The organism is Haladaptatus sp. SPP-AMP-3 (assembly GCF_049568665.1).
GTDB lineage: Archaea > Halobacteriota > Halobacteria > Halobacteriales > Haladaptataceae > Haladaptatus > Haladaptatus paucihalophilus.
In genome coordinates, this window is the sequence record NZ_CP145902.1 from 373,756 (window position 1) to 397,698 (window position 23,943).

At 61.0% G+C, this 23,943-nt stretch carries 21 protein-coding genes and 1 pseudogene; 11 read left to right on the top strand and 11 right to left on the bottom strand.

The features are described 5' to 3' along the window. Positions 1 to 83: 83 nt before the first annotated feature. From V5735_RS24615 to V5735_RS24625, 3 genes are all read left to right on the top strand, one after another. Positions 84 to 695, top strand: a complete 612-nt coding sequence (locus V5735_RS24615) for a TetR/AcrR family transcriptional regulator (protein ID WP_423747375.1) — start codon at positions 84 to 86, stop codon at positions 693 to 695. Between the two features lie 352 nt (positions 696 to 1,047). Beyond that, positions 1,048 to 2,466: a sugar porter family MFS transporter gene (locus V5735_RS24620; protein WP_423747376.1), complete on the top strand. Its 1,419-nt coding sequence runs from the start codon at positions 1,048 to 1,050 to the stop codon at positions 2,464 to 2,466. 223 nt (positions 2,467 to 2,689) lie between these two features. Beyond that, positions 2,690 to 3,136, top strand: coding sequence for a universal stress protein (locus tag V5735_RS24625; RefSeq protein WP_423747377.1), 447 nt, complete (start codon positions 2,690 to 2,692; stop codon positions 3,134 to 3,136). A 122-nt stretch (positions 3,137 to 3,258) separates the two neighbouring features. Here V5735_RS24625 and V5735_RS24630 read toward each other — a convergent pair whose 3' ends face one another. Continuing rightward, complete coding sequence (locus V5735_RS24630) at positions 3,259 to 5,790, bottom strand: beta-glucosidase family protein (RefSeq protein WP_423747378.1); 2,532 nt, start codon at positions 5,788 to 5,790, stop codon at positions 3,259 to 3,261. 296 nt (positions 5,791 to 6,086) lie between these two features. Here V5735_RS24630 and V5735_RS24635 point away from each other — a divergent pair, with 296 nt between their 5' ends. Further along, complete coding sequence (locus tag V5735_RS24635) at positions 6,087 to 7,415, top strand: PQQ-dependent sugar dehydrogenase (RefSeq protein ID WP_423747379.1); 1,329 nt, start codon at positions 6,087 to 6,089, stop codon at positions 7,413 to 7,415. Positions 7,416 to 7,925: 510 nt separating this feature from the next. Here V5735_RS24635 and V5735_RS24640 read toward each other — a convergent pair. After that, positions 7,926 to 8,348: a GtrA family protein gene (locus V5735_RS24640; RefSeq protein ID WP_423747380.1), complete on the bottom strand. Its 423-nt coding sequence runs from the start codon at positions 8,346 to 8,348 to the stop codon at positions 7,926 to 7,928. A 154-nt stretch (positions 8,349 to 8,502) separates the two neighbouring features. On the opposite strand from V5735_RS24640, the gene V5735_RS24645 reads away from it, so the two are divergent. Together V5735_RS24645 and V5735_RS24650 are read left to right on the top strand one after the other, a co-directional pair. Further along, complete coding sequence (locus V5735_RS24645; RefSeq protein WP_423747381.1) at positions 8,503 to 8,820, top strand: thiamine-binding protein; 318 nt, start codon at positions 8,503 to 8,505, stop codon at positions 8,818 to 8,820. Between the two features lie 107 nt (positions 8,821 to 8,927). Next, positions 8,928 to 9,785: pseudogene (locus V5735_RS24650) on the top strand (hypothetical protein). Between the two features lie 219 nt (positions 9,786 to 10,004). On the opposite strand, the gene V5735_RS24655 reads toward V5735_RS24650, so the two are convergent. The 3 genes from V5735_RS24655 to V5735_RS24665 form a co-directional block, all read right to left on the bottom strand. After that, positions 10,005 to 10,667 (bottom strand): hypothetical protein, encoded by a 663-nt coding sequence (locus tag V5735_RS24655; RefSeq protein ID WP_423747382.1) that lies wholly within the window; start codon positions 10,665 to 10,667, stop codon positions 10,005 to 10,007. Beyond that, positions 10,664 to 11,260, bottom strand: coding sequence for a hypothetical protein (locus V5735_RS24660; RefSeq protein ID WP_423747383.1), 597 nt, complete (start codon positions 11,258 to 11,260; stop codon positions 10,664 to 10,666). Before V5735_RS24660 ends, V5735_RS24655 begins: the two co-directional genes overlap by 4 nt. A gap of 435 nt (positions 11,261 to 11,695) precedes the next feature. Further along, positions 11,696 to 13,246, bottom strand: coding sequence for an Ig-like domain-containing protein (locus tag V5735_RS24665; protein WP_423747384.1), 1,551 nt, complete (start codon positions 13,244 to 13,246; stop codon positions 11,696 to 11,698). Between the two features lie 265 nt (positions 13,247 to 13,511). On the opposite strand from V5735_RS24665, the gene V5735_RS24670 reads away from it, so the two are divergent. Continuing rightward, on the top strand, positions 13,512 to 14,084 hold the full coding sequence (locus V5735_RS24670) for a hypothetical protein (RefSeq protein WP_423747385.1): 573 nt from the start codon (positions 13,512 to 13,514) through the stop codon (positions 14,082 to 14,084). Positions 14,085 to 14,221: 137 nt separating this feature from the next. Here the strand turns inward: V5735_RS24670 and V5735_RS24675 are convergent, their stop codons facing one another. The 6 genes from V5735_RS24675 to V5735_RS24700 form a co-directional block, all read right to left on the bottom strand. Next, complete coding sequence (locus V5735_RS24675; protein ID WP_423747386.1) at positions 14,222 to 14,926, bottom strand: ABC transporter ATP-binding protein; 705 nt, start codon at positions 14,924 to 14,926, stop codon at positions 14,222 to 14,224. Further along, positions 14,923 to 15,681 carry an ABC transporter ATP-binding protein gene (locus V5735_RS24680; protein WP_423747387.1) on the bottom strand — a complete coding sequence of 253 codons (759 nt, stop codon included), beginning with the start codon at positions 15,679 to 15,681 and terminating at the stop codon, positions 14,923 to 14,925. Before V5735_RS24680 ends, V5735_RS24675 begins: the two co-directional genes overlap by 4 nt. After that, complete coding sequence (locus V5735_RS24685) at positions 15,671 to 16,813, bottom strand: branched-chain amino acid ABC transporter permease (protein ID WP_423747388.1); 1,143 nt, start codon at positions 16,811 to 16,813, stop codon at positions 15,671 to 15,673. The genes V5735_RS24680 and V5735_RS24685 overlap by 11 nt, the downstream gene beginning before the upstream one ends. Positions 16,814 to 16,817: 4 nt before the next feature. Then, entirely contained in the window at positions 16,818 to 17,678 is an 861-nt protein-coding gene (locus V5735_RS24690) for a branched-chain amino acid ABC transporter permease (protein WP_423747389.1), read from the bottom strand. Positions 17,679 to 17,687: 9 nt separating this feature from the next. Beyond that, positions 17,688 to 18,965: an ABC transporter substrate-binding protein gene (locus V5735_RS24695; RefSeq protein ID WP_423747390.1), complete on the bottom strand. Its 1,278-nt coding sequence runs from the start codon at positions 18,963 to 18,965 to the stop codon at positions 17,688 to 17,690. Positions 18,966 to 19,229: 264 nt separating this feature from the next. Continuing rightward, positions 19,230 to 19,778: a hypothetical protein gene (locus V5735_RS24700; RefSeq protein WP_423747391.1), complete on the bottom strand. Its 549-nt coding sequence runs from the start codon at positions 19,776 to 19,778 to the stop codon at positions 19,230 to 19,232. Positions 19,779 to 19,905: 127 nt separating this feature from the next. On the opposite strand from V5735_RS24700, the gene V5735_RS24705 reads away from it, so the two are divergent. The 4 genes from V5735_RS24705 (at position 19,906) to V5735_RS24720 (ending at position 23,936) form a co-directional block, all read left to right on the top strand. Further along, positions 19,906 to 20,319, top strand: a complete 414-nt coding sequence (locus tag V5735_RS24705; protein ID WP_423747392.1) for a PadR family transcriptional regulator — start codon at positions 19,906 to 19,908, stop codon at positions 20,317 to 20,319. Between the two features lie 198 nt (positions 20,320 to 20,517). Continuing rightward, positions 20,518 to 21,879, top strand: a complete 1,362-nt coding sequence (locus tag V5735_RS24710; RefSeq protein ID WP_423747393.1) for an NAD-dependent succinate-semialdehyde dehydrogenase — start codon at positions 20,518 to 20,520, stop codon at positions 21,877 to 21,879. 253 nt (positions 21,880 to 22,132) lie between these two features. Beyond that, positions 22,133 to 23,515, top strand: coding sequence for an aspartate aminotransferase family protein (locus V5735_RS24715; RefSeq protein ID WP_423747394.1), 1,383 nt, complete (start codon positions 22,133 to 22,135; stop codon positions 23,513 to 23,515). A gap of 31 nt (positions 23,516 to 23,546) precedes the next feature. After that, the gene (locus V5735_RS24720; RefSeq protein ID WP_423747395.1) at positions 23,547 to 23,936 is read left to right on the top strand and encodes a Rid family detoxifying hydrolase; all 390 of its coding nucleotides are present in this window, start codon (positions 23,547 to 23,549) and stop codon (positions 23,934 to 23,936) included. The last annotated feature ends 7 nt before the right edge of the window (positions 23,937 to 23,943 follow it).

Below are 23,943 nucleotides of genomic sequence, written 5' to 3' on the forward strand. Positions count from 1 at the left end.
GTGTCACCTTACCCCATACGTAACTTAGTTCCGAGGTGTAGACGCCCTCAACACTCTGGCTTTAATACCATCGACACAATACAATGACGTCTTCTGATTCATCCGGCAAAAAATGGACCTCCGCCGAAGAGGAGATCATGCAGGCAACGTATCGAGCGTTGCTTTCGCACGGCTACGCCAACCTCTCGATGTCCCGCATTGCTGAAGAGCTCGACAAATCGAAAGCTGCACCGTACTACTATTACGATTCGAAAGATGAACTCTTAGTCTCGTTTCTCGACTATTCCGTCGATCAGTTCGAGGAGACCATCGATACTCGTGAGAGCGACGACCCGAAGGAAACGCTCGATCGCGTCATCGAGAAACTCCTCCCCCTTCAACCGGACGAAACGGAACAGCAACTTCAGACGGTGCTGGTTGAACTGCGCGCCCAAGCGGTAACCAATGAGGCGTTTCGTGAACAGTTCACCCGACTCGACGAAAAAATCGTAACCGCGATTCACGAGATAATCCAGCGGGGTATCGACGACGGCGTGTTCCGTGATGTCGATTCGACGCGTGTCGCCGAGCACATTCTCGCCACCATTACCGGTACAAGGTATTGCCATGCGACGACGAACCGTCAGACCGCGATCGCTGTGACCCGTGTCTCACTATCATCGTACATCGATTCCGAACTGAGAAAGCGTCCGTAAGCGGCGAGAAGTGCCGCCTCGAAGCGAACTTCGAAAACAGATTCCGTTTCAGTTGCGTCAGTCCCCGTATCAATCCGGAAACGATGCGGGTTCGCACGGTCGATTGACATCCTCGCGCTCGATTCCGATATCCTCGATAAAAGATTAGAATACCCACCACATCACGTCAGAGTATTCACAATCACGAGACGGTCGGCGGAGGACACCGGCCGAGCTTCCGGGCACCGGGAGAAAATAAACATATGAACAGTATCATAATGATTAAAACCCCATATGTGTATAACGGACTTTTTACGGAGAAATTTCGAAACTTTTCTAACTGAAAACAGGACAACACTGTATACACCCTCCCATGGCTACAGTTGACAAAGAAGAGATACAATCGAATGGAAGCAATCGGTTTATCTATCTCACTGCTGCGTTAGCCGCACTCAACGGATTGTTGTTCGGATTCGACACGGGGATAATTTCCGGTGCGTTCCTGTACATCAATGACACCTTCGCCATGTCTCCACTCGTCGAAGGAATCGTCATGTCCGGGGCGATGGCTGGCGCCGCACTCGGTGCTGCTACTGGTGGGAAGTTGGCCGATAAGATCGGTCGTCGCCGACTCATCTTTCTCGGGGCCATCGTGTTCTTCATCGGGTCGCTAACGATGGCAATCGCGCCGAATGTACCCGTGTTGGTCGCGGGTCGTCTCATCGATGGTGTCGGGATCGGATTCGCGTCCATCGTCGGCCCGCTGTATATCTCCGAAATAGCCCCCCCAAAGATTCGAGGAGCACTGACCTCGCTGAATCAGCTCATGGTAACGCTCGGCATCCTCATCTCGTACTTCGTTAACTACGCTTTCGCCGATACCGGCGATTGGCGGATGATGCTCGGTACCGGAATGATTCCGGCCGTCGTCCTCGCTATCGGCATGGTGAAGATGCCCGAAAGCCCCCGCTGGCTCTACGAAAACGGTCGGACGGACGATGCCCGGAAGGTTCTTAAACGGACTCGAAAAACCGGCGTCGATGCCGAACTTGCCGAAATAGAGAAAACGGTCGAAAAGCAATCCGACAGTGGTTTCGCCGACCTGCTCGAGCCCTGGCTGCGCCCAGCATTGATCGTCGGGCTCGGGCTCGCCGTCTTCCAGCAGATTACCGGAATCAACGCCGTCATGTACTATGCGCCGACGATTCTCGAATCGACCGGATTCGGAAGCGCGACGTCGATTCTCGCGACCACCGGAATCGGCGTCATCAACGTCGTCATGACGATCGTCGCCATCGCGCTTATCGACCGCGTGGGTCGGCGGAAGCTGTTGTTGGTCGGGACTGGTGGGATGATTGTCACGCTTAGCATCCTCGGCGTCGTCTTCTACGTCCCCGGCTTCGGCGGGATTCTCGGATGGGTCGCGACCGGCAGTTTGATGCTGTTCGTGGCGTTCTTCGCCATCGGGCTCGGACCGGTCTTTTGGCTGCTCATCTCCGAAATCTATCCGCTCTCCGTTCGTGGGAGTGCGATGGGGACGGTTACCGTCGCCAATTGGGGTGCAAATTTGCTCGTGTCGCTGGCGTTCCCGATGCTGACGGCAAATATCGGGGAATCGTTCACGTTCTGGCTGTTCGGTATCTGTAGCCTCATGGCGTTCGTGTTCGCTCACAGACTCGTTCCGGAGACGAAAGGCAGGTCGCTCGAGGAGATCGAAGCCGATCTTCGTGAGAACGTCACCGACCCGGTCGCCGGAACCGGAGAGGGAGCGTCCGCGTCCTCTCGCGAGTAGAAGTCGGCTCGCTCCGTCAGTACGGGACTTCTGCGTGACTCTCCCACCACGGCGACACCAGTCCGAGATATCGTTTCGAACCACCGAGCCGATTTGGGAGCGTCCCACCCATGAAAATACGCAACTATAGTGATATAGGGAATTTTTCACCACATGTGACCTATTTTTCCGGATTTTGGAGAATGAACGACAACTTTATCGGGGGAGATTCGTACCTAGCGATATGGACCGATTACTTGCAGTGGTTGATACGACGGAGACAGCGAAGCGAGTAGTGAGTGAAGCAGGAGAAATAGCCGAGGGTTTAGATGCGGACTTGCTTCTCATCTGCGTCACTAACGCGTTGGAGTATAGCTCCCAGTTCGAATCCATGAAGTCGTTGACGAGCGATTCGGAACGGTACACGCGCAACGAAGCCCGGGAGGGTGCGACGAAGTTCGCCCGGGATATCGGTATGGAAGTCCTATCGGAATTGGATATCGAGTACGAGGCGAAGGGTTATCTCGGCGATAAAGCCGAGAAAATCTTGGAAGTCGCCGATCGATACGACTGTGATCACATCTTCCTCCCGGGACGTCGTCGGTCACCAACTGGGAAGGCCCTTTTTGGCGACGTGACGCAGCGAGTCATTCTCGACTTCGACGGGCTTGCCACGGTCATCACAGATTGATCGAGTTCGAGGAAATCGACGGATACGGACGCGGATCGGCTACCACGAACGCCTCGGCGTTCACTCGTTGCCGACCCCCGCGGGCGAACGGACCGCGGTGGCGCCCGTGAGAACGAGGAGCGTTACTCCCCCTTCGAAAGTCTGTAGATTTCGAGAACGTCCGAGACGGTGAGCTCGCCGTCACCGTCGGCGTCGAATCGACCGGGGAGGTGACGCACGCAACCCACACTTCGGGTATTCCGAACGGTAAGCGTGTCCGTCACGTCGCCGTCCGTCCCGACGGTCAGCTCGTACTCGCCAGCCTCGACGACTTTCGGGCCCAGTGCTGGGACATCGCCCGGAACGACCGCCAAGGCGTCCATATCGACTTCGACCTCGACGGGTTTTCTCTCGCCGGAATCGAGGTGGACGCGCTCGTAGCCGACGACTCGGCGGTCACGGGTGATGACCGAACCGTAGAATTCGGTGTTGAACACCTCCACGACGTGATCACCCGCCGTACCACCCGTGTTCGTAACATCGACAGTAGCGGTCACCGTTCGGCGAGCGGACGGATTGCCGACGTTCGACGGCGAAACCGAGAGGTCGGAGTACTCGAAGTTCGTATAGCTCAGCCCGTGACCGTAGGGGTACAGCGGTTCGTGCCGACTCGACGGCCACGCGTTGTGGTAGTTCAGAACGTGGCCGACCTGCTTCGGCCACGTGAATCCGAGCCTCCCGGATGGATTGTTTTCTCCGAGGAGCGTCTCGACGACGGCTTTGCCGCCGCCGCTTCCGGGTTCACCGGCGAACAGCAGTGCGTCGAGATGCTGGAAGGTCTCGTCGTTGCCGCGCGGACTGCCCGCGTACTCCACGCCGACGATGGTCGTGTCGTCGCTGGTGTTCTCGACGACGGTCTGGAGAATTTCCCGCTGCGTCTCCGGGAGTCGGAGGGTGTCGCGGTCGCCGAACCCTTCGTTGTGTGGACCTTCGCCGAGGACGACGACGGCGACGTCGGCGTCAGGAGCCGCACTCTCGACGGCACTGCGCTGCTCGTCGGTGAAGCCGTATTCACCGTTTTCGTTGGTCGAATCCTCGGGGATCGACCACCATTGCGAGCGGTCGAAGTTCGTCGGGACGTGCGTGAGTTGGCCCCTGCCGAGTGCGTTCTCCAGTTCCGCTACCATCGTCGTACCGGTCGGACGAGGACCGCCGTCCGTGAGCGAGCCGCCTTCGATTCCCTGCCAACCGAGGGTCCAACCGCCGTACTGCATCAGGATACGGTTCTCGATACCCGTCTCGGGGTCGACGCCCGGTCCCGTGACCAGGACGTTTTCGGTGCCAGAAAGCGGCAGCGCCGAGGAACCACCCTCCGTCACCGGGTCGTTTTTCAGCAGGACCATCGACTCGCGGGCGAGGTCGGTTGCCGTCTCCATCGACTCGTCGTTGCCGACGAGGGAGGTGAGATCCGACGAATCGGCGTACGGATTCTCGAACAGCCCGAGACTCCGCTTGAGCCGAAGGATTCGTCTGACGGACTGGTCGATGCGCTTCTCGGAGAGGTCGCCGTCGGAGACGAGGGTCCGAACGTGAGCGATGAACTCGGGTGGGGTGAGACCGCCGCCGCCGAGCATTACCATGTCCAATCCCGCCTCGATAGCGGCCTCGACCGCACTCCGTCGACCGTCCTCCGTGTTCGGGAAGTACTGATGGCGGTCTATCATTCGGAAGAGGTCGTTCCAGTCGGAGATGACGACGCCATCGAAGTCGTACTCATCCCGGAGGACGTCGGTCAACAGCCATCGCGAGGCGTGCGCCGGGATACCGTTCACGGACCCGCTGTTGACCATGACCATTCCGGGACCCTCCTCGATGGCGACCTCGAACGGCGGGAGCAGCGTTTCCCGAAGGTCGCGCATCGAGACGTTGGCCGCCGCCCGGTCGTTGCCGTTGTGGGGGACTTCGTATCCCGCGAAGTGTTTGACCGTAGACGTCACGCGGTCGTTGCTTTCGAGGGCCCGAGTCCGGGCCGCCGAGATATCCGAAAGCACCTTCGGGTCCTCGCTGATTCCCTCGAAAAATCGCCCCCAGCGCGGGTCGCGCTGGAGTTCGATAGTCGGAGCGAACGTCTCGTGACAGCTGGTGGCTTCGAGCACCGCCGCCGTGTGTCGTTCGGCCCGTTCGATGGTTTCGGGGTCACGCGTCGCACCCATGTTGAGCCGGTTCGGGAACACGGTCGCACCGTCGAGGTAACAGGCCCCGTGGACGGCATCGACGCCGTAGAAGAACGGAATCCCGTGCGGGGAGTTGTCGATCATGTACTCCTGAAGCGCGTTGACCTTTTCGACGAGTTCCTGTGGGTCCGTCGTCGGCGGGAGCGACCCGCCGGAGAGCAACGACCCGGCGGCGACCTCCGAGATGAGGTCTCCGATTTCGGAGACGTCCTGGAAGGTCGAATCCGCCTCCGGGTCGAGACTGTTGACCACGGGCTGAATCATCTGTCCGGCTTTCTCGGCGACGGACATATCGTTCAGCATCGCGCCGACCGTGTGTTCATCTGCCGCCACGCCCTGTGCGGTCAGACCGACCGTAGTCGCGGCAGTTGCAGCACCGGTCGCTTTCATAAACGTCCGGCGAGAATGACCTTCACTACTATTATTGTTAGTTTCTCGCATCCGTGTCCATCATATGGGTGAATATTAATTAATATTGCTCAAATTATAATAATTAATTTATATTCTAATTATATTATGGATTCTAGTAGTACTCTCCGATATCGATACGGTCTCCGTTCGGGATCAGCGAATCGTATCCATCGCGGAAATCGCAATCTGGTCCGTGATTGGAGCGATAGCAATGTTTTCGAAGGGGTGAAACGATTCACGTCCGGGAGGGGAAGATAGCCTTGCCTACGACGGAAAACGATGAACTACCCGGTTTTCTTTTTGCATCGGAACTCTAATTGGCCGTCATGAAGCGGCGACGGTTTCTCAAAGCGGTGCTCGCCGGTTCGACGACTGGACTGGCTGGCTGCGGACGACCGCCCGGACGCGACGGTCAACCGAACACGACCGACGCATCCGAGACAGCGACGACGGGGGGAACCCTCCCGAATACGGTCGGCCTTCAGACGCTGGCCAGCGGCATGCAAGCGCCGCTGGACGTGGCCTTCGCACCCGACGCCGACCGTCGCTACATCGCCGAGCAGACCGGTCGCATCCATCTCCACGGACCGAACGGCCTCCGAGAGAAGCCGTTTCTCGACCTACGGAATACCGTCGAAGCCGGGGGAGAGAAGGGACTGCTGGGAATCGCGCTCCACCCGAACTTCGCCGAGAACCGCCGCTTGTTCGTTCGATACAGCGCTCCGCTACGGTCCGGAGCGCCAGCCAACTACAGCCACACGTTTGTCCTCTCGGAGTTCGTGGCAACCGAAGACGGCGGACGGGCGAAGCGCGACTCGGAACGCGTCGTCTTGGAAATCCCGGAGCCACAGAGCAACCACAACGCCGGGGACATCACGTTCGGAGCGGACGGGTACCTCTACGTGGCGGTGGGCGACGGTGGGGGTGGAGGCGACCAAGGAACGGGGCACGTCTCCGACTGGTACGGCGCAGTCGACGGCGGCAACGGACAGGACGTGACCGAGAACCTCCTCGGGAGCATCCTTCGTATCGACGTCGATACTCGGGCGAACGGGAAGGGCTACGGTATCCCCGACGATAACCCGCTGGTCGGTACCGACGGTCTCGACGAACACTACGCGTGGGGGTTCCGGAACCCGTGGCGGTTTTCCTTCGACCGCGGAGAGTTCTTCGTCAGCGACGTCGGACAGAGCAGTTACGAGGAAGTGAGTCTGGTTCAAAAGGGTGGCAACTACGGGTGGAACGTCGAGGAGGGAACGCACTGCTACGAGGCGGATGACTGCCCCGACGGGACGCCCGGAAGCGTCCGAGGCGGCGAACCGCTCACCTCGCCCATCATCGAATATCCCCATTCGGGCGATTCCGTCAGCGGAATCTCGGTTATCGGCGGCTACGTCTACCGCGGGTCGGCGCTTCAGGCGATGGAAGGAGCGTACATCTTCGGCGATCTGCAGGCTGGCGGGCGACTGTTCGCCGCGACGCGACCCGACGGGGACGGTCGGTGGCCGACGCGGGTCGTCACGGTGGCTGGCGACGGCGGACGGAAGATAGAGCAACTCTTCTCGTTCGGCCGTGACGACGCCGGGGAACTGTACGTCCTCGGCAGCGGGGGCGATGGCGACGGCGGGCTTCATCGTATCGTCCCCGCCGGATGAGGAGTTTTCGGTGGGAGCAGCGCTCAACGGGTGGCGAACTCACAGGAGCGCGATTAGTTCGCGAGTGAGAGGTCAAGGAAGTCGATCCGAACGTAATCGTCGTGCAGAAGAGTCCGCTCTTCGGAAGGAGAGAATCCGGATGAGGACGTGGGCCTGCTACTGGGGAGAAGTCCGAACCGTAGGACCCCCACAACCAGCCAAGTGCGGCAGCGTCGCATAGCTGACTTCGGGGAAACACTGTGACCGGTTGTGAGAGTACATCTGAATCATCAGACGGGAGGTTAAAACTCGTTTCGGTAGCACAAAAACTAATTGTAGTTATCCACATGCGAAAGATGGTACCACGCGTCAAATGTCTTGTGAGATAGTGATTCGACCGCGGTCCCGTCGTCCGTTTCACCCGCATTCTCGTCCACCCGCACGACACGAACTGGCTGTCCGGTCACACCGGTCCGCTCTCGGGCAGAATCGGTCCCGAGGCGTCGAATGCAGCGCTCGCTTCCTCCTCGTTCATCCCCACGTCCAGCGGGCATCGAGAACGTACCGATAGACGCCGCTGATAGCGATGGCAACCGCATTGGCGAGGAGATACAGGATATCCCCCATGTTCACGAGGACGTAGAGGATGCCGAGTTGAATCGGAATGGCCGACCCACGGACGACGTTCGTTTTGAACAATCCAGTGAGATAGTCGCTCGTCGTGGAGTTTCGGGACGCGTGGAACGTCCACGCGTTGTTGAGCGTGTACTGAAATAGAATCGTGATTTCGATGGCTATCAACGCGCCAAACAGGTAATTGAGACCGGCTCTATCGACGAACATCCAGAGGAGGACCATCTGCACGCCCGCAGCGACGCTGCCGACGATCACGAAGCGTCGTAACTGGGGGAACAGTGTGCCGCGCCGGAGATCACGAAGGAACTCCCGAAGCATCTCTACATACACCAGTGGTTCAGACGGTGTATCCCTATCGCTTCTCACCCGGGCGTTTCGGTCCGTGAAAACGGCGGCGAATCGGCTATCACAGTGGACCAGTCCGATTCGACCATCACTCGATTATATTACTCGGGGGTTCGAACGTCGAACTATGACCGTTACGGCAATGCTCACCGTCGCGCCGCTCGACGACGCGGCCGTGGATTTCGACGCGGAAATCGCGAAGGCCATCGACGCGCTGGACGACTTCGACGTTCGGTACGAGACGCACCCGATGGAAACGACGATTCAGGCCGACGAACTGTCGGAGGTGTTCGCCGCCGCCCGGGCGGCGACGGAGGCCGTCGATGCGTCACGGACGCTGACGACGTTGAAGATAGACCACTTCCGAGAGGAGACGCTCGACGTAGACGAAAAGGTAGAACGCGTCGAGCAACACCTGCAACGGCCCGCACGAAGCGACCGCTAAGCGGCGGGAATCTGAGAGTTTGTTTCGACCACCGAACTGGCCCGACGTTTCGAGGGAATCGTGATGCGGATCAGAAAATATTCACGACGTTACTTATCAATATATGTATGAGGCGCCGCCAGTTCCTCGCAAACGGAGCCGCCGTTCTCTCCGTCTTCGTCGCCGGATGTGGCCATCCACCCGTCGTTCTGGATATGGACGACGCGACGGCGAACGATATCGCCGACGAAGTTTCGACGGCCCCCGAGCCCGATTCCGAAGAATATACGCTCGTCACGTCGGCTCGCGAGAACGGATCGGCAACACGGAGCGGGCCGTACGAGCTGTTCGGCTCCACCAACACCGTCCGGATTGGAGACGCCTTCTACGAGGTTTCGGAGACGCGGCTCGAAAGCGACGAGGCGACCGTTTACGATGTCCGCATCGATTTCGACCCGGACGATTCGACGCCGGAACTCGGTGCGGTCGAATACGACGACCTGCCAGCCGTGGACCGCAACCGCCTCGATTCCATCCCGTCCGAGGAAAACACGTCCGACCGAGAGCGACGCGATATCGGTATCCACTACGGGACCGCAGAGGAAGTGGGAAACGAATCTGTCTTCGTTCCGAGGCAACGGTACGACATCATCATCCGCGGTGAGAATCGATATCGGGTTACAGTCGACACTCGAACGGTAACCGAAGCGGAGTAACGGTACGAGGTGACGGAGGTCGCACCTGACGTCGATACGTTCGCCGACCGAATTCGGGAGCGGTACTCGTTCGAACTTACGGACCTCTCCGACGCCGAGCGTGCGGTCGTCGAGGAAGCGACCGACGGAGGGTACTTCGAAGACGACGACGCCTTCCGGTCGGTGGTCGACCGCATCAGGGGGCACGAGGGGATAGACGTGGCAGATACCTTTGGAACGTGGCTCGTCGAGTACGAACGCGCCGAGTATATCACCTACGCCGAATGGTGACGACCATCCTCGGCGATTTCGAGGCGAACGTGCCGACACCGGATATCAGTGCGGAAGGTTCGAACGGACGTGTGCCGTTCGGCGGAGAGTCGCGCAATCGGCTACTGTGTCGTTCGTCCCTGTAGTCCCGCTCGGTTCGTAGGAAGGACGATACCCATCGAGTATCACCGACCCGTCGTGGAACCACGACGATTCGAATCGGGACGAGAGCGGCACCCGCTATCGATTCGGGGATTCGAACTTCGCTCGAAGTTGGTCGGAGAGGTCCGTCAGATGGGCGGTTCCGAAGAGCGCGACGAGGAGTCCGCCGATGGTATTGTAGAACAGGTCGAGAATCGTATCGTCCAACCCGTACTGGGTGAGCACCTTTCCGATGCCGACGAGGTTCGAGACGACGGCGACGTAGAACTCGATGAGTTCCCAGATGACGCCGAACGCCATCACGAACAGCAACAGATAGACGAACATGAACGTCGATGGCATCGAGATGTACTCCGTGTGCTCTTCGAGCGCTCGCGTCACCGCGTATGCCACGCCAGCGACGAGCGACGACGACAGCGCGTGCGTCATGTGGTCCCACCACCACGTCGACTTGTAGGGACTGATGAAACCCAACGCGGGCAGCGATAGCGTCCCGAGCGCGTGCAGGAACATCGCGAGCGTAATCCAGAGGACGATGCCGCCGTTCATCGTGATGCTATAGTTCCGGTCGAAAAACGCCGGGAGAAACGTGACGAGGAGTCCGACGCTCGCATTCACGGCGATACCGGCGTTCCCTTGCCAGAGGCCGACCGCTAAGATGCCGATTATCGCCGCTTGGAGGAGTCGAACCAACTGACTCTCCCGGTGCTCCGAGAGGCTGACGGGTGTGTGGAAACTCATGCGCCACTCTCCCGTGGTCGTTCGACGTTCGCGGCGAGCCGACGCCGGAAGTACAACCAGAAGAGCACGCCAGCGGCGACGCCCGCAACGAACGTCGCGGTGAATATCGTCATGAGTTCGGTGTTCGTCTCGATGAACCTCGTCCCGAGATACGTCGCCGAGGCCGCCGACCCGACCGCCCAGAACCCGGCAGTCGCGAGCGTCACGATGACGGTGAAGACGACCGCGAACTGCGGCGTCATTCGGACCGCCGTCGTCAGTTCGAGTGCGACGACGACGAGCATCGCGAGGGTCGCAACGCTGATGCCGGTCACGATATCGTCGAAGAACACCGGCCGAGCAGTTGCAACAAAGAGCGGGAGCGATGCGACGAGGAGCAGTGGCCACGGAACCGTTCGGGTCCACGACCGGTAGACGACCGCGGGTGAAATAGCGACGAACGCCGCAATCGCGGCCATCGTCGCCTCGACGAACAGGATATTCAAGAAGCTCACGACGGCGATCGCAACGAAGACGACCGCGAGAACCCACGCAATCGTCGCGTTCACGCGCGTATCTCTGATAAACCATTCTTCCGGAAGTGATTGACTCATCCCTCATCCCCCAAGAGACCACACGGCGATGAGTTCAGTGCCGTAGTGGTTCCGCCGTTATAGACGACCCGCATCGACTTATCTGTTGTACCGACTGGGGGGAAACAGACAGGGAGGTCTGTTTAATCGGCAGGTTTAGTTCCATATCGAACCCATCGTAATCCGTCCCGAAAGGGACGAGAACGTTTGTCAATCGCCGTGATGCGTCTGAAGACAGTGTGAAGCCGGACGAGATAACTCTCCACACTGTCTCTATCGCACAGTGCGTGCCTCGTGGTCACAGACGGTGAGACGCATCGGTCATCGGTTCGGGCGTCGTATCGACTCCGGTTGTCATCTATTTTGACACGGACGCGGCTTCTACCCCGAGAATCGGGAACGAAACCGGTAGTCCCCTTTGGCTCACGACATCGACGGACGCTTGCGAGGGACTGACTACTCCCGTCGCCGGAGGTCCAGATAGACCAGCAACGCCAGTACCACCGCCGCCAGTCCCGCCGCGGTGAAGCCGGGTCCGGTCCCGTCAGTCGTGGCTGTCGTCGGTATTGCGGTTGTGGTCGTCGTGGCTGTCGTCGTTGCCACACCTGTCGGTTCGGACGTCGGCGTGACACGACCGTCGGTGTCGGTCTGCGCGGGAGGCGCGTCCGAAGCGGGCGGTGAGGCGATAGCGAACGTCGAGAGGCCCGGCGAGTCGGCCCGGAAAACGTAACCGCCGTCCTCGTTTCGGACGAGGCGGGTCGGAAGTTCGGTCCATGCGCCGTCGTGGTAGCGATAAAGGGCGACGTCGTCCGGGGCCACGCCGAGTTCGGTGAACCGGTCGCGCGAGACGAAGAACTCCAAGGTGACGCCGGAGATGTCTTCGTCCGGGACCGAGTGGTCGATACGAAGGTAGCCGAACGCCTCCCCGCCGACCGACGCGTGGAAGTCCGTGGTGTTCTCCGACGGTTCGTCCTCGGCGGTCACGTTGAAGGTCATCGAACGGTCGACGTCGGTGATGACGTTCACGCCAAGCAGTCGGGCGTCGGAGTCGTTTCCGGCGTCGTCGGACGTTCGGTCGCCGTCGGCGAACGTGACGTTCACGTGACCGTTCCGGTTCGACCCGTCGACGCTAACGTTCGTCCAGTCGCCGTTTCGACGGACTGTGACGGACGAGCGGTTGGAATCGGTCCCGTCGGTACCGCTGTCGGTCGGTGAGGAGCCACCGGATTCGCCCCCCGAGCCGGTTCCACCTCCGTCCTCGCCCGCTTCGCCGGTCGCGGTGAGCGGTATCCAGACGATTCGTCGGTCGGCGTCGGTCGTGGAGAGAACGAGCCTCGCGGTGCGGTCGCCAGCGCCGGTCGGCGCGGCCCGGACCATCACCGTGTGCGACTCGGCAGTGGATAGCGACGCCGCTGTACCGCCTGCGACCACGGCGAACGCGTCGGCGTCGGGGCCGTCGATGCGGACGTCCGAAATCGCGAGGTCGGCCCCGCCGACGTTCGTCACGGAGACGGCGGCCGCGTCAGTTGACCCCGACTCGACCGCGCCGAAGTCGACGCGGTCGGGCGAAGTTGCCGCGTCCGCCTGCCCTGACGGGTCGACGACGGTCACGGTCACCGTCGTCGGTGCGGTCGTGGCACCCCGGCCGTCGGCGACGCGGTAAGTGAATGAGTCGACGCCGACGAAGCCCGGGTCGGGCGTGTAGACGAAACTCCCGTCGGAGAGCGAGGCGGTGCCGTTCGTGGCCTGAACGTAGACGCCGATGTCGAGCGTACCGCCGTCGGGGTCGTAGTCGTTCCCCAGAATCCCCGGGTCGTCGACCGAGAGCGACTCGTCCTCGAACGTGTAGTAGGTGTCCGGCGCGGTCACCGGGTCGCGGTACGGCGTCGCCAGCACGTCGACCCCGACCGTCGCGGCGCCGGTCGGCAGGCTCGTCGGCGACGGTCCGCAGGATGGCGAGGCGATTGGGCGAGCGAGAAAGGCCACATCGTCGACCGCTAGGTCCATGTACCGCCATTCATCACCTCGCGTATAATTCTAGGGAATCTCACCTCCCGAGGACTCGACCGACCCGGCGAGTCCGTTCGTCGCAATCTTCACCGGCGACACGAATCCGTTCGAAGGGCGGGCGCGAACCGAGAACGGGGAGACGACCCTGTGCGTCGTGCGGGACCGCTCGGAACCGGTCGAGTCGCGTCGTCCGTACCGACCATATCGCACAGCAGAGGGCATGGTATTTGTGTGACGAAGCCGTCACTCGTGATCGAGACTCGTGGACGGGAACAACCACCACCCGGTGGCCCGGGAGACGGAGCGAGGAGTCCGGTACGCGATTCTTGCCGCGTTCGTCGTCGGCCTCCGCCGACGGAATCCCGGCGCAATCGTCAACGCGCTGGTCGCGTTCGCAGCGACGTATCTCCCCGACGCCATCGAACGCGAGTACGACATCGCCTTCGGACCGTGGCAGCGCGTCTATTCGGACGCCGCGATGCTGACCCACACCGTCGGAATGCTCGGTCCGTACGACGACGTGTGGTGGTGGGACCATCTCACTCACACGCATTCCGCGACACTCCTTGGTGGTCTCGTCTTCGTTACCGCTCGCCACAACGGACGCGACCCCCGTCCGCGCGTCCTGGCAGTCGTCGTCGGTCTCGGGGTCGTGTGGGAACTCGTGGAGTATACGATTCACGCCGTCGCCGACCGCTTCGGTCTCGAACCCATTCTCGTTTCCTACGGCAGATCGGATATCCTCCTCGACCTCCTGTTCGATCTCGTGGGCGCGGTGCTCGTCCTCGTATTTGGAGACCGCTTTCTTCGAAACCTCTATCGACATGCAGAGTAAAGCGAGCCACCTCGTCGAGTCCACCGATTCACGCGCGTAACCGACGATTCTCGGAGGGTATCAGGGGGGGGGGTTCTACGAATCTCACGCGCGCCGATTCGATTACTACGAGTCATCCGAACGACGCACGCCGTCGCTTACTCCCCGAGGTACGCCGTTCGAATATACTCGTCTCCCTGGAGAGCGTCGGGCTCGCCCTCGCGCTCTATCGTGCCGTTCTCCAGCAAGTAAACGCGGTCAGCGTGGTTCATCGTGAACGTCACGTTCTGTTCAGCGAGCAGTACGGTCACACCCGAGTTCCGAATGGCCTCGAGTCCCGCGCTGATGTCTTGGAGAATGACCGGCGCGAGGCCGAGCGTCGGTTCGTCGAGGATGAGCGCGTCGGGGTCGCCCATGAGCGCTCGACCGATAGCGAGCATCTGTTGCTCGCCGCCGCTCATCGTCCGTGCGTTTTGGTCGGCGCGGTCGGCGAGCGTCGGGAAGAGGTCGTAGACGAATTCGAGACGGCCTGCGACGTCGTCCCGACGACGATACGCGCCGAGTTCGAGGTTGTCCTCGACCGAGAGATACCCGAAGAGGTCACGACTCTCGGTGCAGTGGACGAGACCGGTCGCGACGAGGTCGGACGGTGACGTCCCAGCGACCTCCTGTCCGCGATACCCGACGTGCCCGGTGTAGTCGTGGAACCCTGAAATCGTCTCGACGAGGGTGGTCTTCCCGGCACCGTTCGGTCCGATGACGCCGACGATTTCTCCCTCGGCAACGGTCGCGGAGATACCGCGAAGAGCGGCGACTTCGCCGTAGGAGACGTGAACGTCGTCGACGGAAATGAGGGAACTCACACCTCTTCCCTCCCGAGATAGGCTTCCTGAACGGTTTCGTTCTCGCGAATCTCGTCGGGCGTTCCCTCGGCGATCTTCGAACCGAACTGGATGACCACCGCTCGGTCGATGAGCGAGAGCAGGCCGCGCATGTTGTGGTCGACGACCACGAGCGTGGTACCCTCGTCCCGGAGGGACCGAAGAAGGGTGGACAGGTCGGCGACTTCCCCGCTCGAGAGACCCGCGAAGGGTTCGTCCACGAGGAGGAGATCCGGTTCGGTCGCGAGCGCTCGCGCGAGTTCGAGTCGGAGGAGACCGGCGTGCGGAAGTTCGTCGGGGAACTGTTCAGTACGGTCGTCAAGACCGACACGAGCACAGATCTCGGACGCGCGGGTGAGCGTCTGGCCGCGGAGGCCCGACAGCGAGAAGATTCGGTCGGGAGCGAGCGCAAGGGCGACGTTCTCCCGAACCGTCCGGTCCTCGAGCGGCCGGAACGATTGGAACGTGCGCGCCATGCCTCGCTTTACCATCTCGAAGGCCGGTTCACCGGTCACGTCTTCGCCGCGAAACCAGACGGTCCCGCTGGTCGGCGAGTACGTCCCGGTGACGCAGTTGAACGTGGTGGACTTCCCGGCACCGTTCGGTCCGATGAATCCCAGTATCTCACCTTCCTCGACGGCGACGGAAAGGTCGTCGACGGCCGTGAGGCCGCCGAACTCCTTGCGAAGGTTTTCGAGAACGAGGATGCCGTCCGAGGGTGCGTACTCAGCGGTCATCGTCCCCACCTCCGATGGCATCGAACGCGTCCCGATAGGCGTCGAGCGTTCGTTCGAGCGGCGTTCTTCCGCCGTCGGCAACGGGTTTCGGCCCGTCGCCCACGATGTTTCGTCCCTGTTCGAGTCCCCATCGAAGGAAACCGCCGGGGAGGAAGAACAGGAGGGCGAGTGTGACGAGGGAAAACAGGAGAAGGTCCAGGGACGCGACCTGAACGTTCGCCACTGGAACGACCGCCGTGACGCCGGAGAGCCACTCGCGAAAGAGACTGAAGAACAGGCCGCCGATGGCAGCACCCGTGATGGTACCCATCCCGCCGATGATGCTCGCGATGATGACTTCGACGCTGACGCTCATCACGAGCAGTTGACTCGGTTGGGGCTTCCCCACGGTGTGGACGAAGACGCCGCCCGCGAGGCCGCCAACCGCCGCGGAGAGCACGAACGCGAATATTTTGAACTTCGACGGATTGATTCCGGCGGCCGCCACGGCATCTTCGTCTTCGCGAACGGCGGTGAACACCGAACCGGCATCCGAACGCGTGACAGCGAGCAAGACGCCGAGGATGAGAACGAACACGCCGAACGCAACGTAAAAGTCCGCGATGGTTTGACCGGTAAAACCCGATACCGGTAGCAGTGGGTCCGGACTCGGAAGTCCGAGTTCGCCGCCGAACGTTCCGCTGAACACGATGAATACCTGGAGAAGGATGAGGGGTGCAACGAGCGTAACGAGCGAGAGGTACGGCCCTTCGAGACGGAGCGCGGGGACGCCGACGAGTATCCCGGCGAGCGCCGCGAGGACGGTCCCCAACAGTACCGCCGCAATCGGAGGCACTCCCAGTTCGAGGTTCAACAGGGCGGAACCGTAGCCGCCAATCCCGAAGAAGAGAGCGTGGCCGAAGCTGATTTGCCCCGTGTAGCCCGAAACGACGTCCCAACTCATCGCAAACATGGCGAAAAAGAGCGCCGTCGTCACGCTGACGACCGCGAGGAGACCCCGCCCCTCACCGAGGAGACCCCGGAGCCAGAACGGTGCGAGTGCCAACGCGACTAGTGCGCCGACCCCGAGTTTGTATCGAGGGGCGAACGAAACCATATCGAACCGGTTCGAACGTCGAACGTCTTCGCTCATGGTATCACTCCACCAACTCCCGGCCGAAGAGGCCCTCGGGTTTCACGAGCAGGATGACGACGAGGACGACGAGCGACGCCAGACCGCTGAGACTCGAATCCACGTACGAAACCGTGAATACCTCCAAGAAACCGATGATGTACGCGCCGATGAGACTGCCCCGAATGGAGCCGATACCACCCAGAACGACGATGGAGAACGAGAGGACGAGCGGCCCCCTGCCCATCGCCCACCCGGCGGTCTGTATCGACCCGAGGAATACCCCCGCGAGTCCGGCGAGCGCACCGGCGATTACCCACGTATAGAGGTACATCCGGTTCGTTTCGATACCGACGAGCGACGCCCCGCGCGTGGACATGCTGGTCGCGATTATCGCCTTGCCCGTTCGGGAGTAGTTCACGGTCACGAAGAGCGCACCGATGACGACCCACGAGAGCGCGAAGGCGAACACCCGATTCAGTTGAATCCCCCCCATCACCGCGAGATAACCGCCAAGGAGCGACGGGATAGCCCGCGGTTGCGTTCCGACGAGAACCTTGACGGCCTCCTCGACGACGATGGCCGTCACGAGGGTGAGAATCATCACCGTGATGGGGTCGTGTTGCACGCGTCGTATCAGCACGAAGTAGAGCACGGCCGCGAACGCCCCCGAGACGACCAGCGCGGCGAGCGTAGCGACCCAAATGTTGGCACCGAGTACTCCCGTGACGAAGTACGCCATGAACGCACCGATGGTAATTATCGCACCGTGACTGAGGTTGAGAACGCCGCCGACTCCGAAGATAAGCGTGAAGCCGATAGCGACGAGGGCGTAGAGCGCGCTGATGAGAGTCGCGTTGACGACGGTGTTGAGTAGTCCGGACATGGCGACGAATCACATCCATGGCGGTTTCTTGTACGACCCCGTAGCGGTGTCGGACGGCCAGATCGCTTGTTGGACACCGTTTCCGCTCTTTTCTTGCCACTGGAGCCAGACCGGCCACACGGTGTCTTTTCCGTACACCACGTCGTGCGGATACGTCTCGTCCTTTCCGTAGTATTTCAGCGTGCCCGTTGTCCCCGTGAACGTCGACGATTCGATCTCGGGGATGACGTCGCTGGCCGTCCGCGAACCGGCGGATTCGACCGCGGCCGCGTACTGCTTGATCGCGTCGAACGTGATGTATCCCGTGTACACGGGGTACTTCCCGTTCGCTTCCTTGTAGCTCTCGGAGAACGGGACCGTCTTCTTCGTAATCTTCGATTTCGGAGTTGCCGAGTTTTGCGTGAGTGCATACTGACAGGCACCGTTCACCGAGCCGTAGTAGGACGGAAACTGCATCGGGACGTGGATACCGCCGAACTCGAACGGACGCTGTTGTTTTGCCCACTGGACGACCGCGGCCGTCCCGGTGTGTGCCATGACGACGAACGCGGCGTCGGCACCGGAACTCTCGATGTCGTCGTAGATGGGCGAGAAGTCCTTGGTTCCGCTGGCGTACCGTTTGCTGACCGGAACGTCGACTCCGGTTCCCGAGAGCTGTTCCGTGAGAACTTTGGTGACGGGTTTGGTCCACGCGTAATCCTCCGCGAGCACGGTCACGGACTCCCACCCCATCGAATCGAACTTCGATTTCGCGAAATCGACCATGTTCACGCCGAGATAGTGTGAATTCACCGGGCCGGTTCGGAAGAAGTATTTGTACGTCTCATAATCGTCCTTAACCATCGTGGTCGCCTCCGGCGTGGCCGCGCCGGACCCCATATGAACGGTCTCCTGCTCCGCAATGGAGTCCATGATGTTTAAGAGAACCTCGCTGGTGAACACGCCGGTCGTGAAATCGACGCTTTCGCCGACGGTGAGCTCCTGATATTTCGATTTTCCGGTCGACGGGTCCTCCTTCGTGTCCTTGATTACGACCTTTACGTCCTCGCCGTTCACACCACCGTTCTCGTTCAGTTGCGTTTCGGCCAGTTTGGCCCCACCTGCGATGGACGCACCGATGGGATTCTTCGTCGGTTCGGGTGCGAGCACTCCGATCTTCACCGTCCCCGAGGGACCACCACCGCTGCTTCCCAAACATCCGGCGAGACCGGCGACCCCAACGACGCCCGTCGCCTTCAACACCGTCCGCCGCGTCGACGAGTTAGTTCCATCAATTGTTTTGCTCAATTGCTTTTCGTCTTTACTCTGGGTTTGGTTTTGTGGGTTTTGATTACCATCGTTAAACATGGTGTGTCCGAACTATCGAAAAGGCCCATATTAAATGTGAGGGTCGGTACCATGCGGCAAAACAGCGAGGAACGTACTTCGAACGATTCACCGAGGTGGGTGGTGGGGACGGATACAGGTCGAGAGAGCAACAACGAGACGAAAGACAGTCACACTGCACCGAACACCGCCGTTGTTTCGGGTCGATTCCCGGTTTCGTGGTATTCACGGAAGCGACTCGGCCGCTTCGAGGAGTTCCTCGTCCGTCCGCCACCGATACAACCGTCCCTCTTTTTCGAAGAGGTCGAAGACACCATCTTGCATCCATCCGAATGGACGCGTTTCGTCGTCGTACTCCCGTTTGAGAACGTGACTCTTCGAGAAGAACTCCGTGGTGCCGACGAGTAGGCCCTGTTCGACGAGGAAATCGCTCGGGTCCTTCTCTGCGACACCGACGAGGTGCGTAACGAGGTCGGCGATGAGGCAGAATTTCTGGATGCTGTTGTCCCATTCGCCGCGAATATCGACCATCCGGAACGCGTAGGCGTCCCCCCGACGATTCAGACGGTCGGTGACGAGGTTCAACCGTCGAATCGGTTCTCGGTCGTAGTTTCCGAGGACGAAGTACGAGCGGTCGTTTTCGTAAACGGGTGTGAGTTCGGCCAGCGTCCGGACGATTTCTTCGTTGTCGGCCAGCGAAATCTCGTCCCGGTCGAGTCGAGCAGTTGCGCTCGTGAGAATACCCTCCGGAACCGGCGACTCTTCATCGGACATAGTACACGCACGTCGCGTGTTCAGCATAATATTTGCGAAGAGATTTACCGAGTAAGATGTTCGAATTTACTCTGGAGTGATTTACTCCAGGGTAAACTACTTGTCGTGCCGGTGCGTAGCTTGCGGTATGAGCACCGATTTGGGAACGAGTGAGAGCACGGAGGCCCGTGAGTTGGTCCACTTCGTGACCCAACGAACCCGGTTCGCACTGGTCACGAATATCCTGCAGCACCCACGGCAACTCCCGTCGATGTACGAGCTCGAACAGCTCAACCCGAGCATCAGCGAGGCCACGGTGTACAAGCACGTTCAAAAGTTGATCGACGCGGGAATCGTAACGGAGGTCTCGCTGCCGGACGCACAGCGCCGCCAAGGCTATCCCTGGAAGTTCTACGGTCTGACCGACGAGGGCCGTGCGTTCCTCGAACAACACAACCTCCTCGAAGCCGAGGAGACGCTCCAACGCATCTACGAGACGATTACCGACAAACCCGACAAGATGGTCAAGTACGAAAACGCCCCGCGACCCGACGACGGGTGATCGAACGCGGAACGCCGCGCGTTTTCGTCCGGAATACCTCGAACGAATTCCGTCGGTGTGGCGATTTACTATCTTCGTCCGTCACGTATCGACCGCGATGGCACTGATGGACGGCTCCGAGTACCGACCCGTCCCGGCGGTAGCTTTATGCCAGTCACGAACACAGTATTTGTAGACGCCATCAACGAAAAAAGGACTATGAACGTCATTAATCCCGCAACCGGAAACCAGATAGAAACGTACGAAGACGAGGACATCACCGAGGCCAAGGAGGCGCTCGACACCGCGACGGACGCGTTCGATTCGTGGCGAACCCGTCCGCTTCGGGAGCGCGAGGAACTCCTCTCGGACGTCGCGGATATCCTCGGCGAACGAAAGCAAAAGTACGCGGAGTTGATGACGCGGGAGATGGGAAAGCCCATCTCGCAGGCGAAAGCGGAGGTCGAGAAGTGCGAGTGGCTCTGTAACCACTACGCGGAACACGCGGACGCGTACCTCGCCGACGAGTACCACCCGAGTCCGGCCGGTTCCGCCGTGAAAACGTCGTACGAGTCGTTGGGCACCGTTCTCGCGGTGATGCCGTGGAACTTCCCGTTCTGGCAGGTGTTCCGCTTCGCGGCCCCGTACCTCACCGCGGGGAACGTCGGGATTCTGAAGCACGCCTCGAACGTGCCGGGGTGTGCGCTGGCCATCGAAGAGATATTCCGCGACGCGGGGTATCCCGAGGGCGTCTTCCAGTCCCTGCTCCTCCCCTCGTCGTCCGTCGAGGATTTGCTCGCCGACAACCGGGTGAAGGCGGCGACCCTCACCGGGAGCGGCCCCGCGGGTCGAGCCATCGCGTCGACGGCCGGGGAACACCTCAAAAAGACCGTTCTCGAACTCGGCGGCAGCGACCCGTTCGTCGTGCTCGACGACGCGGACTTGGACGCCGCGGCGGAAACCGGCGCGTGGGCGCGCAATCAAAACGGCGGCCAGTCGTGTATCGCGGGGAAGCGCTTCATCGTCCACGAGGCGATATACGACGAGTTTGTCGACCGACTCATCGACGAGTTCGACGCGCTGACGGTCGGCGATCCGATGGACGAAGACACCGACATCGGCCCGCAGGCCCGCGAGGACCTGATGGAGGAACTCCACGAGCAGGTCGAACAGAGCGTGGACGCGGGCGCGACCGTCGAACTCGGCGGCGAACCGCTCGACCGCGAAGGTGCGTTCTATCCGCCGACGATTCTCACCGACGTTCCGGAGGGCTGTCCCGCGGACGCGGAAGAACTGTTCGGCCCCGTGGCCTCCGTCTACCGCGCCGCCGACGAGGAGGACGCGATAACGAAGGCGAACGACACGGAGTTCGGCCTCGGCGCGAGCATCTGGACGGAAGACCGGGAGCGCGGCGAACGACTCACCCACGAGATCGACGCGGGCTGCGTGTACGTCAACCAACTCGTGAAATCCGACCCGCGGGTTCCGTTCGGCGGCGTCAAGGAATCCGGCTACGGGCGCGAACTCTCCGAAATCGGCATTCAGGAGTTCGTCAACCGGAAGACCATCTGGGTCGAATAACGAATCCCATCTTTTTCGTCGGGTCGTCGCCCGAACGGTCGTTCCGCTCCCGAACGGTAGTCGGACGAGCAGTGTCGCCGCTCGCTCACGCTACCGCCACGACGAGCGGGAGACTCCGCGGTAACTGTCGATGACGCGCCACTATCCCCACGAAATACGAAAACCGTGTACGGAACCCGAATTCAAATTTCGTTTATGCCGCATATAGAAATCGTGGACAACTTATTTATAATTCTTCCACATGGTATCCCATATGACGGCGAGTCCACCGATAGACGAACTCCATTTCGAGGACGCACCGGACGTCGGGACCGTTCCGGGCCCGAACACGCGGGAACTGCTGGACAAACAGCGCGACATCGACAGCAGCGCGGTTTCGTACCCGGAGGACATTCCGATAGCCTTCGAATCGGGCAAGGGTGCGACGGTTCGCGACGCGGACGGGAACACGTACATCGACATGTTCGCCGGAATCGGCGTGCTGAACGTGGGACACGCCAACCCGTACGTTCTCGATGCGGTGCACGAACAGGCGGACAAACTCGTCCACACCGTGGACTTTCCGAGCGAGGCGCGCCTCGACCTCATCGAGAAGCTCGACGAAATCGCGCCCGGGGCGCTTCAGGGCAACAACAAGTTCGTCTTCGGCGGCCCGACCGGAAGCGACGCCATCGAAGCCGCGATAAAACTCGCCAAGTACAACACGGGCGGCGACGGCCTCATCGCGTTTCGGGGGGCGTACCACGGCGCGACCAGCGGCGCGATGAGCCTCACCGGGAACAAGGGTTTCAAGGGCGATTACACCCCCCTCCTCTCGGACGTCGTTCACGCGCCCTATCCCCATCCGTTCGGACAGGACAAAACGCCGGAGGAAGCGGTCGACCACGCGCTCGAAGAGGTTCGGGCCATCCTCGAAGACCCCTACGGCGGACTGGCGAACCCGGCGGGTATCTTCGTCGAACCGATTCAGGGCGAGGGCGGCATCATTACGCCGCCGAAAGGGTTCCTCACCGGCCTTCGAGAAATCGCCGACGACAACGACGTGGTGCTCGTGTTCGACGAGATTCAGAGCGGCCTCGGCCGCACCGGGCAGTGGTGGGCGAGCGAGTGGTACGACGTCACGCCGGACGTGATGACGACGGCCAAGGCGCTCGGCGGCGTCGGGTTCCCGCTCTCGGGGACGATGTACCACGAGGACCTCGACACGTGGGGGTCGGGCGACCACGCGGGTACCTACCGCGGACACGTCGTGGCGATGCGGGCCGGAACGCGCGCCATCGAGTACATTCAAGACCACGACCTGCTGGCGCACGGCCGCGACCTCGGCGAGTACGTCCGCGGGCGACTGAACGAGACCGCGACCGAGACCGGCAGTATCGGCGAGGTTCGTGGAAAAGGGCTGTTCGTCGGCGCGGAGTTCGTGGACGCGGACGGAAACCCGGACGGTGAAACCGTCGACGCGATTCAACAGTACTGCTACGAACAGGGCGTTCTCGTGTGGAAGGCCGGACGCCACGGCAACGTCCTCCGCCTCCTCCCGCCGCTGGTTCTTACCGAGGAATTGGCCGAAATCGCGATGGACGTCATCGGCGAGGCCGTCCGGGAAGTGACCGCGGAACGGCAGGCGACCGCGTAGAACGAACCTTCGAACGACTCTTCGAACCACCATGAGCGACACCGACCGAATCACCACGGACGAGGCACCGCGCAACGAGAATCCGTATTCGCAAGGCGTTCACGCGGGCGACACGCTGTACGTCTCCGGGTACGGTCCCGTCGACCCCGAAACCGGTGACGATATCGAGGGCGACATCCGAACCCAAACCGACCGGGTTCTGGACAACATCGCCGCCGTCGTCGATGAGGCGGGCGGCGACGGCCTCGACGATGTCGTGAAAGTGACCGTCTATCTGACCGACCTCGACGACTACGATGCGGTCAACGACGCGTACGGCGCACGGGTTACCGGCACCCCACCGGCGCGAGTATGCGTCGAAGTCGCGCGGCTTCCGGGGGACGTGCGGGTCGAAATGGACGCTATCGCGTACCTCGGCTGAGCATCCC

Coding starts and splice junctions, on each gene's coding strand:
- V5735_RS24665 (WP_423747384.1), bottom strand. CDS start 13,246: ATGGACCTAGCGGTCGACGATGTGGCCTTTCTCGCTCGCCCAATCGCC.
- V5735_RS24615 (WP_423747375.1), top strand. CDS start 84: ATGACGTCTTCTGATTCATCCGGCAAAAAATGGACCTCCGCCGAAGAG.
- V5735_RS24710 (WP_423747393.1), top strand. CDS start 20,518: ATGAACGTCATTAATCCCGCAACCGGAAACCAGATAGAAACGTACGAA.
- V5735_RS24720 (WP_423747395.1), top strand. CDS start 23,547: ATGAGCGACACCGACCGAATCACCACGGACGAGGCACCGCGCAACGAG.
- V5735_RS24655 (WP_423747382.1), bottom strand. CDS start 10,667: ATGAGTTTCCACACACCCGTCAGCCTCTCGGAGCACCGGGAGAGTCAG.
- V5735_RS24620 (WP_423747376.1), top strand. CDS start 1,048: ATGGCTACAGTTGACAAAGAAGAGATACAATCGAATGGAAGCAATCGG.
- V5735_RS24700 (WP_423747391.1), bottom strand. CDS start 19,778: ATGTCCGATGAAGAGTCGCCGGTTCCGGAGGGTATTCTCACGAGCGCA.
- V5735_RS24705 (WP_423747392.1), top strand. CDS start 19,906: ATGAGCACCGATTTGGGAACGAGTGAGAGCACGGAGGCCCGTGAGTTG.
- V5735_RS24635 (WP_423747379.1), top strand. CDS start 6,087: ATGAAGCGGCGACGGTTTCTCAAAGCGGTGCTCGCCGGTTCGACGACT.
- V5735_RS24645 (WP_423747381.1), top strand. CDS start 8,503: ATGACCGTTACGGCAATGCTCACCGTCGCGCCGCTCGACGACGCGGCC.
- V5735_RS24660 (WP_423747383.1), bottom strand. CDS start 11,260: ATGAGTCAATCACTTCCGGAAGAATGGTTTATCAGAGATACGCGCGTG.
- V5735_RS24690 (WP_423747389.1), bottom strand. CDS start 17,678: ATGTCCGGACTACTCAACACCGTCGTCAACGCGACTCTCATCAGCGCG.
- V5735_RS24625 (WP_423747377.1), top strand. CDS start 2,690: ATGGACCGATTACTTGCAGTGGTTGATACGACGGAGACAGCGAAGCGA.
- V5735_RS24715 (WP_423747394.1), top strand. CDS start 22,133: ATGACGGCGAGTCCACCGATAGACGAACTCCATTTCGAGGACGCACCG.
- V5735_RS24630 (WP_423747378.1), bottom strand. CDS start 5,790: ATGCGAGAAACTAACAATAATAGTAGTGAAGGTCATTCTCGCCGGACG.
- V5735_RS24640 (WP_423747380.1), bottom strand. CDS start 8,348: ATGCTTCGGGAGTTCCTTCGTGATCTCCGGCGCGGCACACTGTTCCCC.
- V5735_RS24680 (WP_423747387.1), bottom strand. CDS start 15,681: ATGACCGCTGAGTACGCACCCTCGGACGGCATCCTCGTTCTCGAAAAC.
- V5735_RS24685 (WP_423747388.1), bottom strand. CDS start 16,813: ATGAGCGAAGACGTTCGACGTTCGAACCGGTTCGATATGGTTTCGTTC.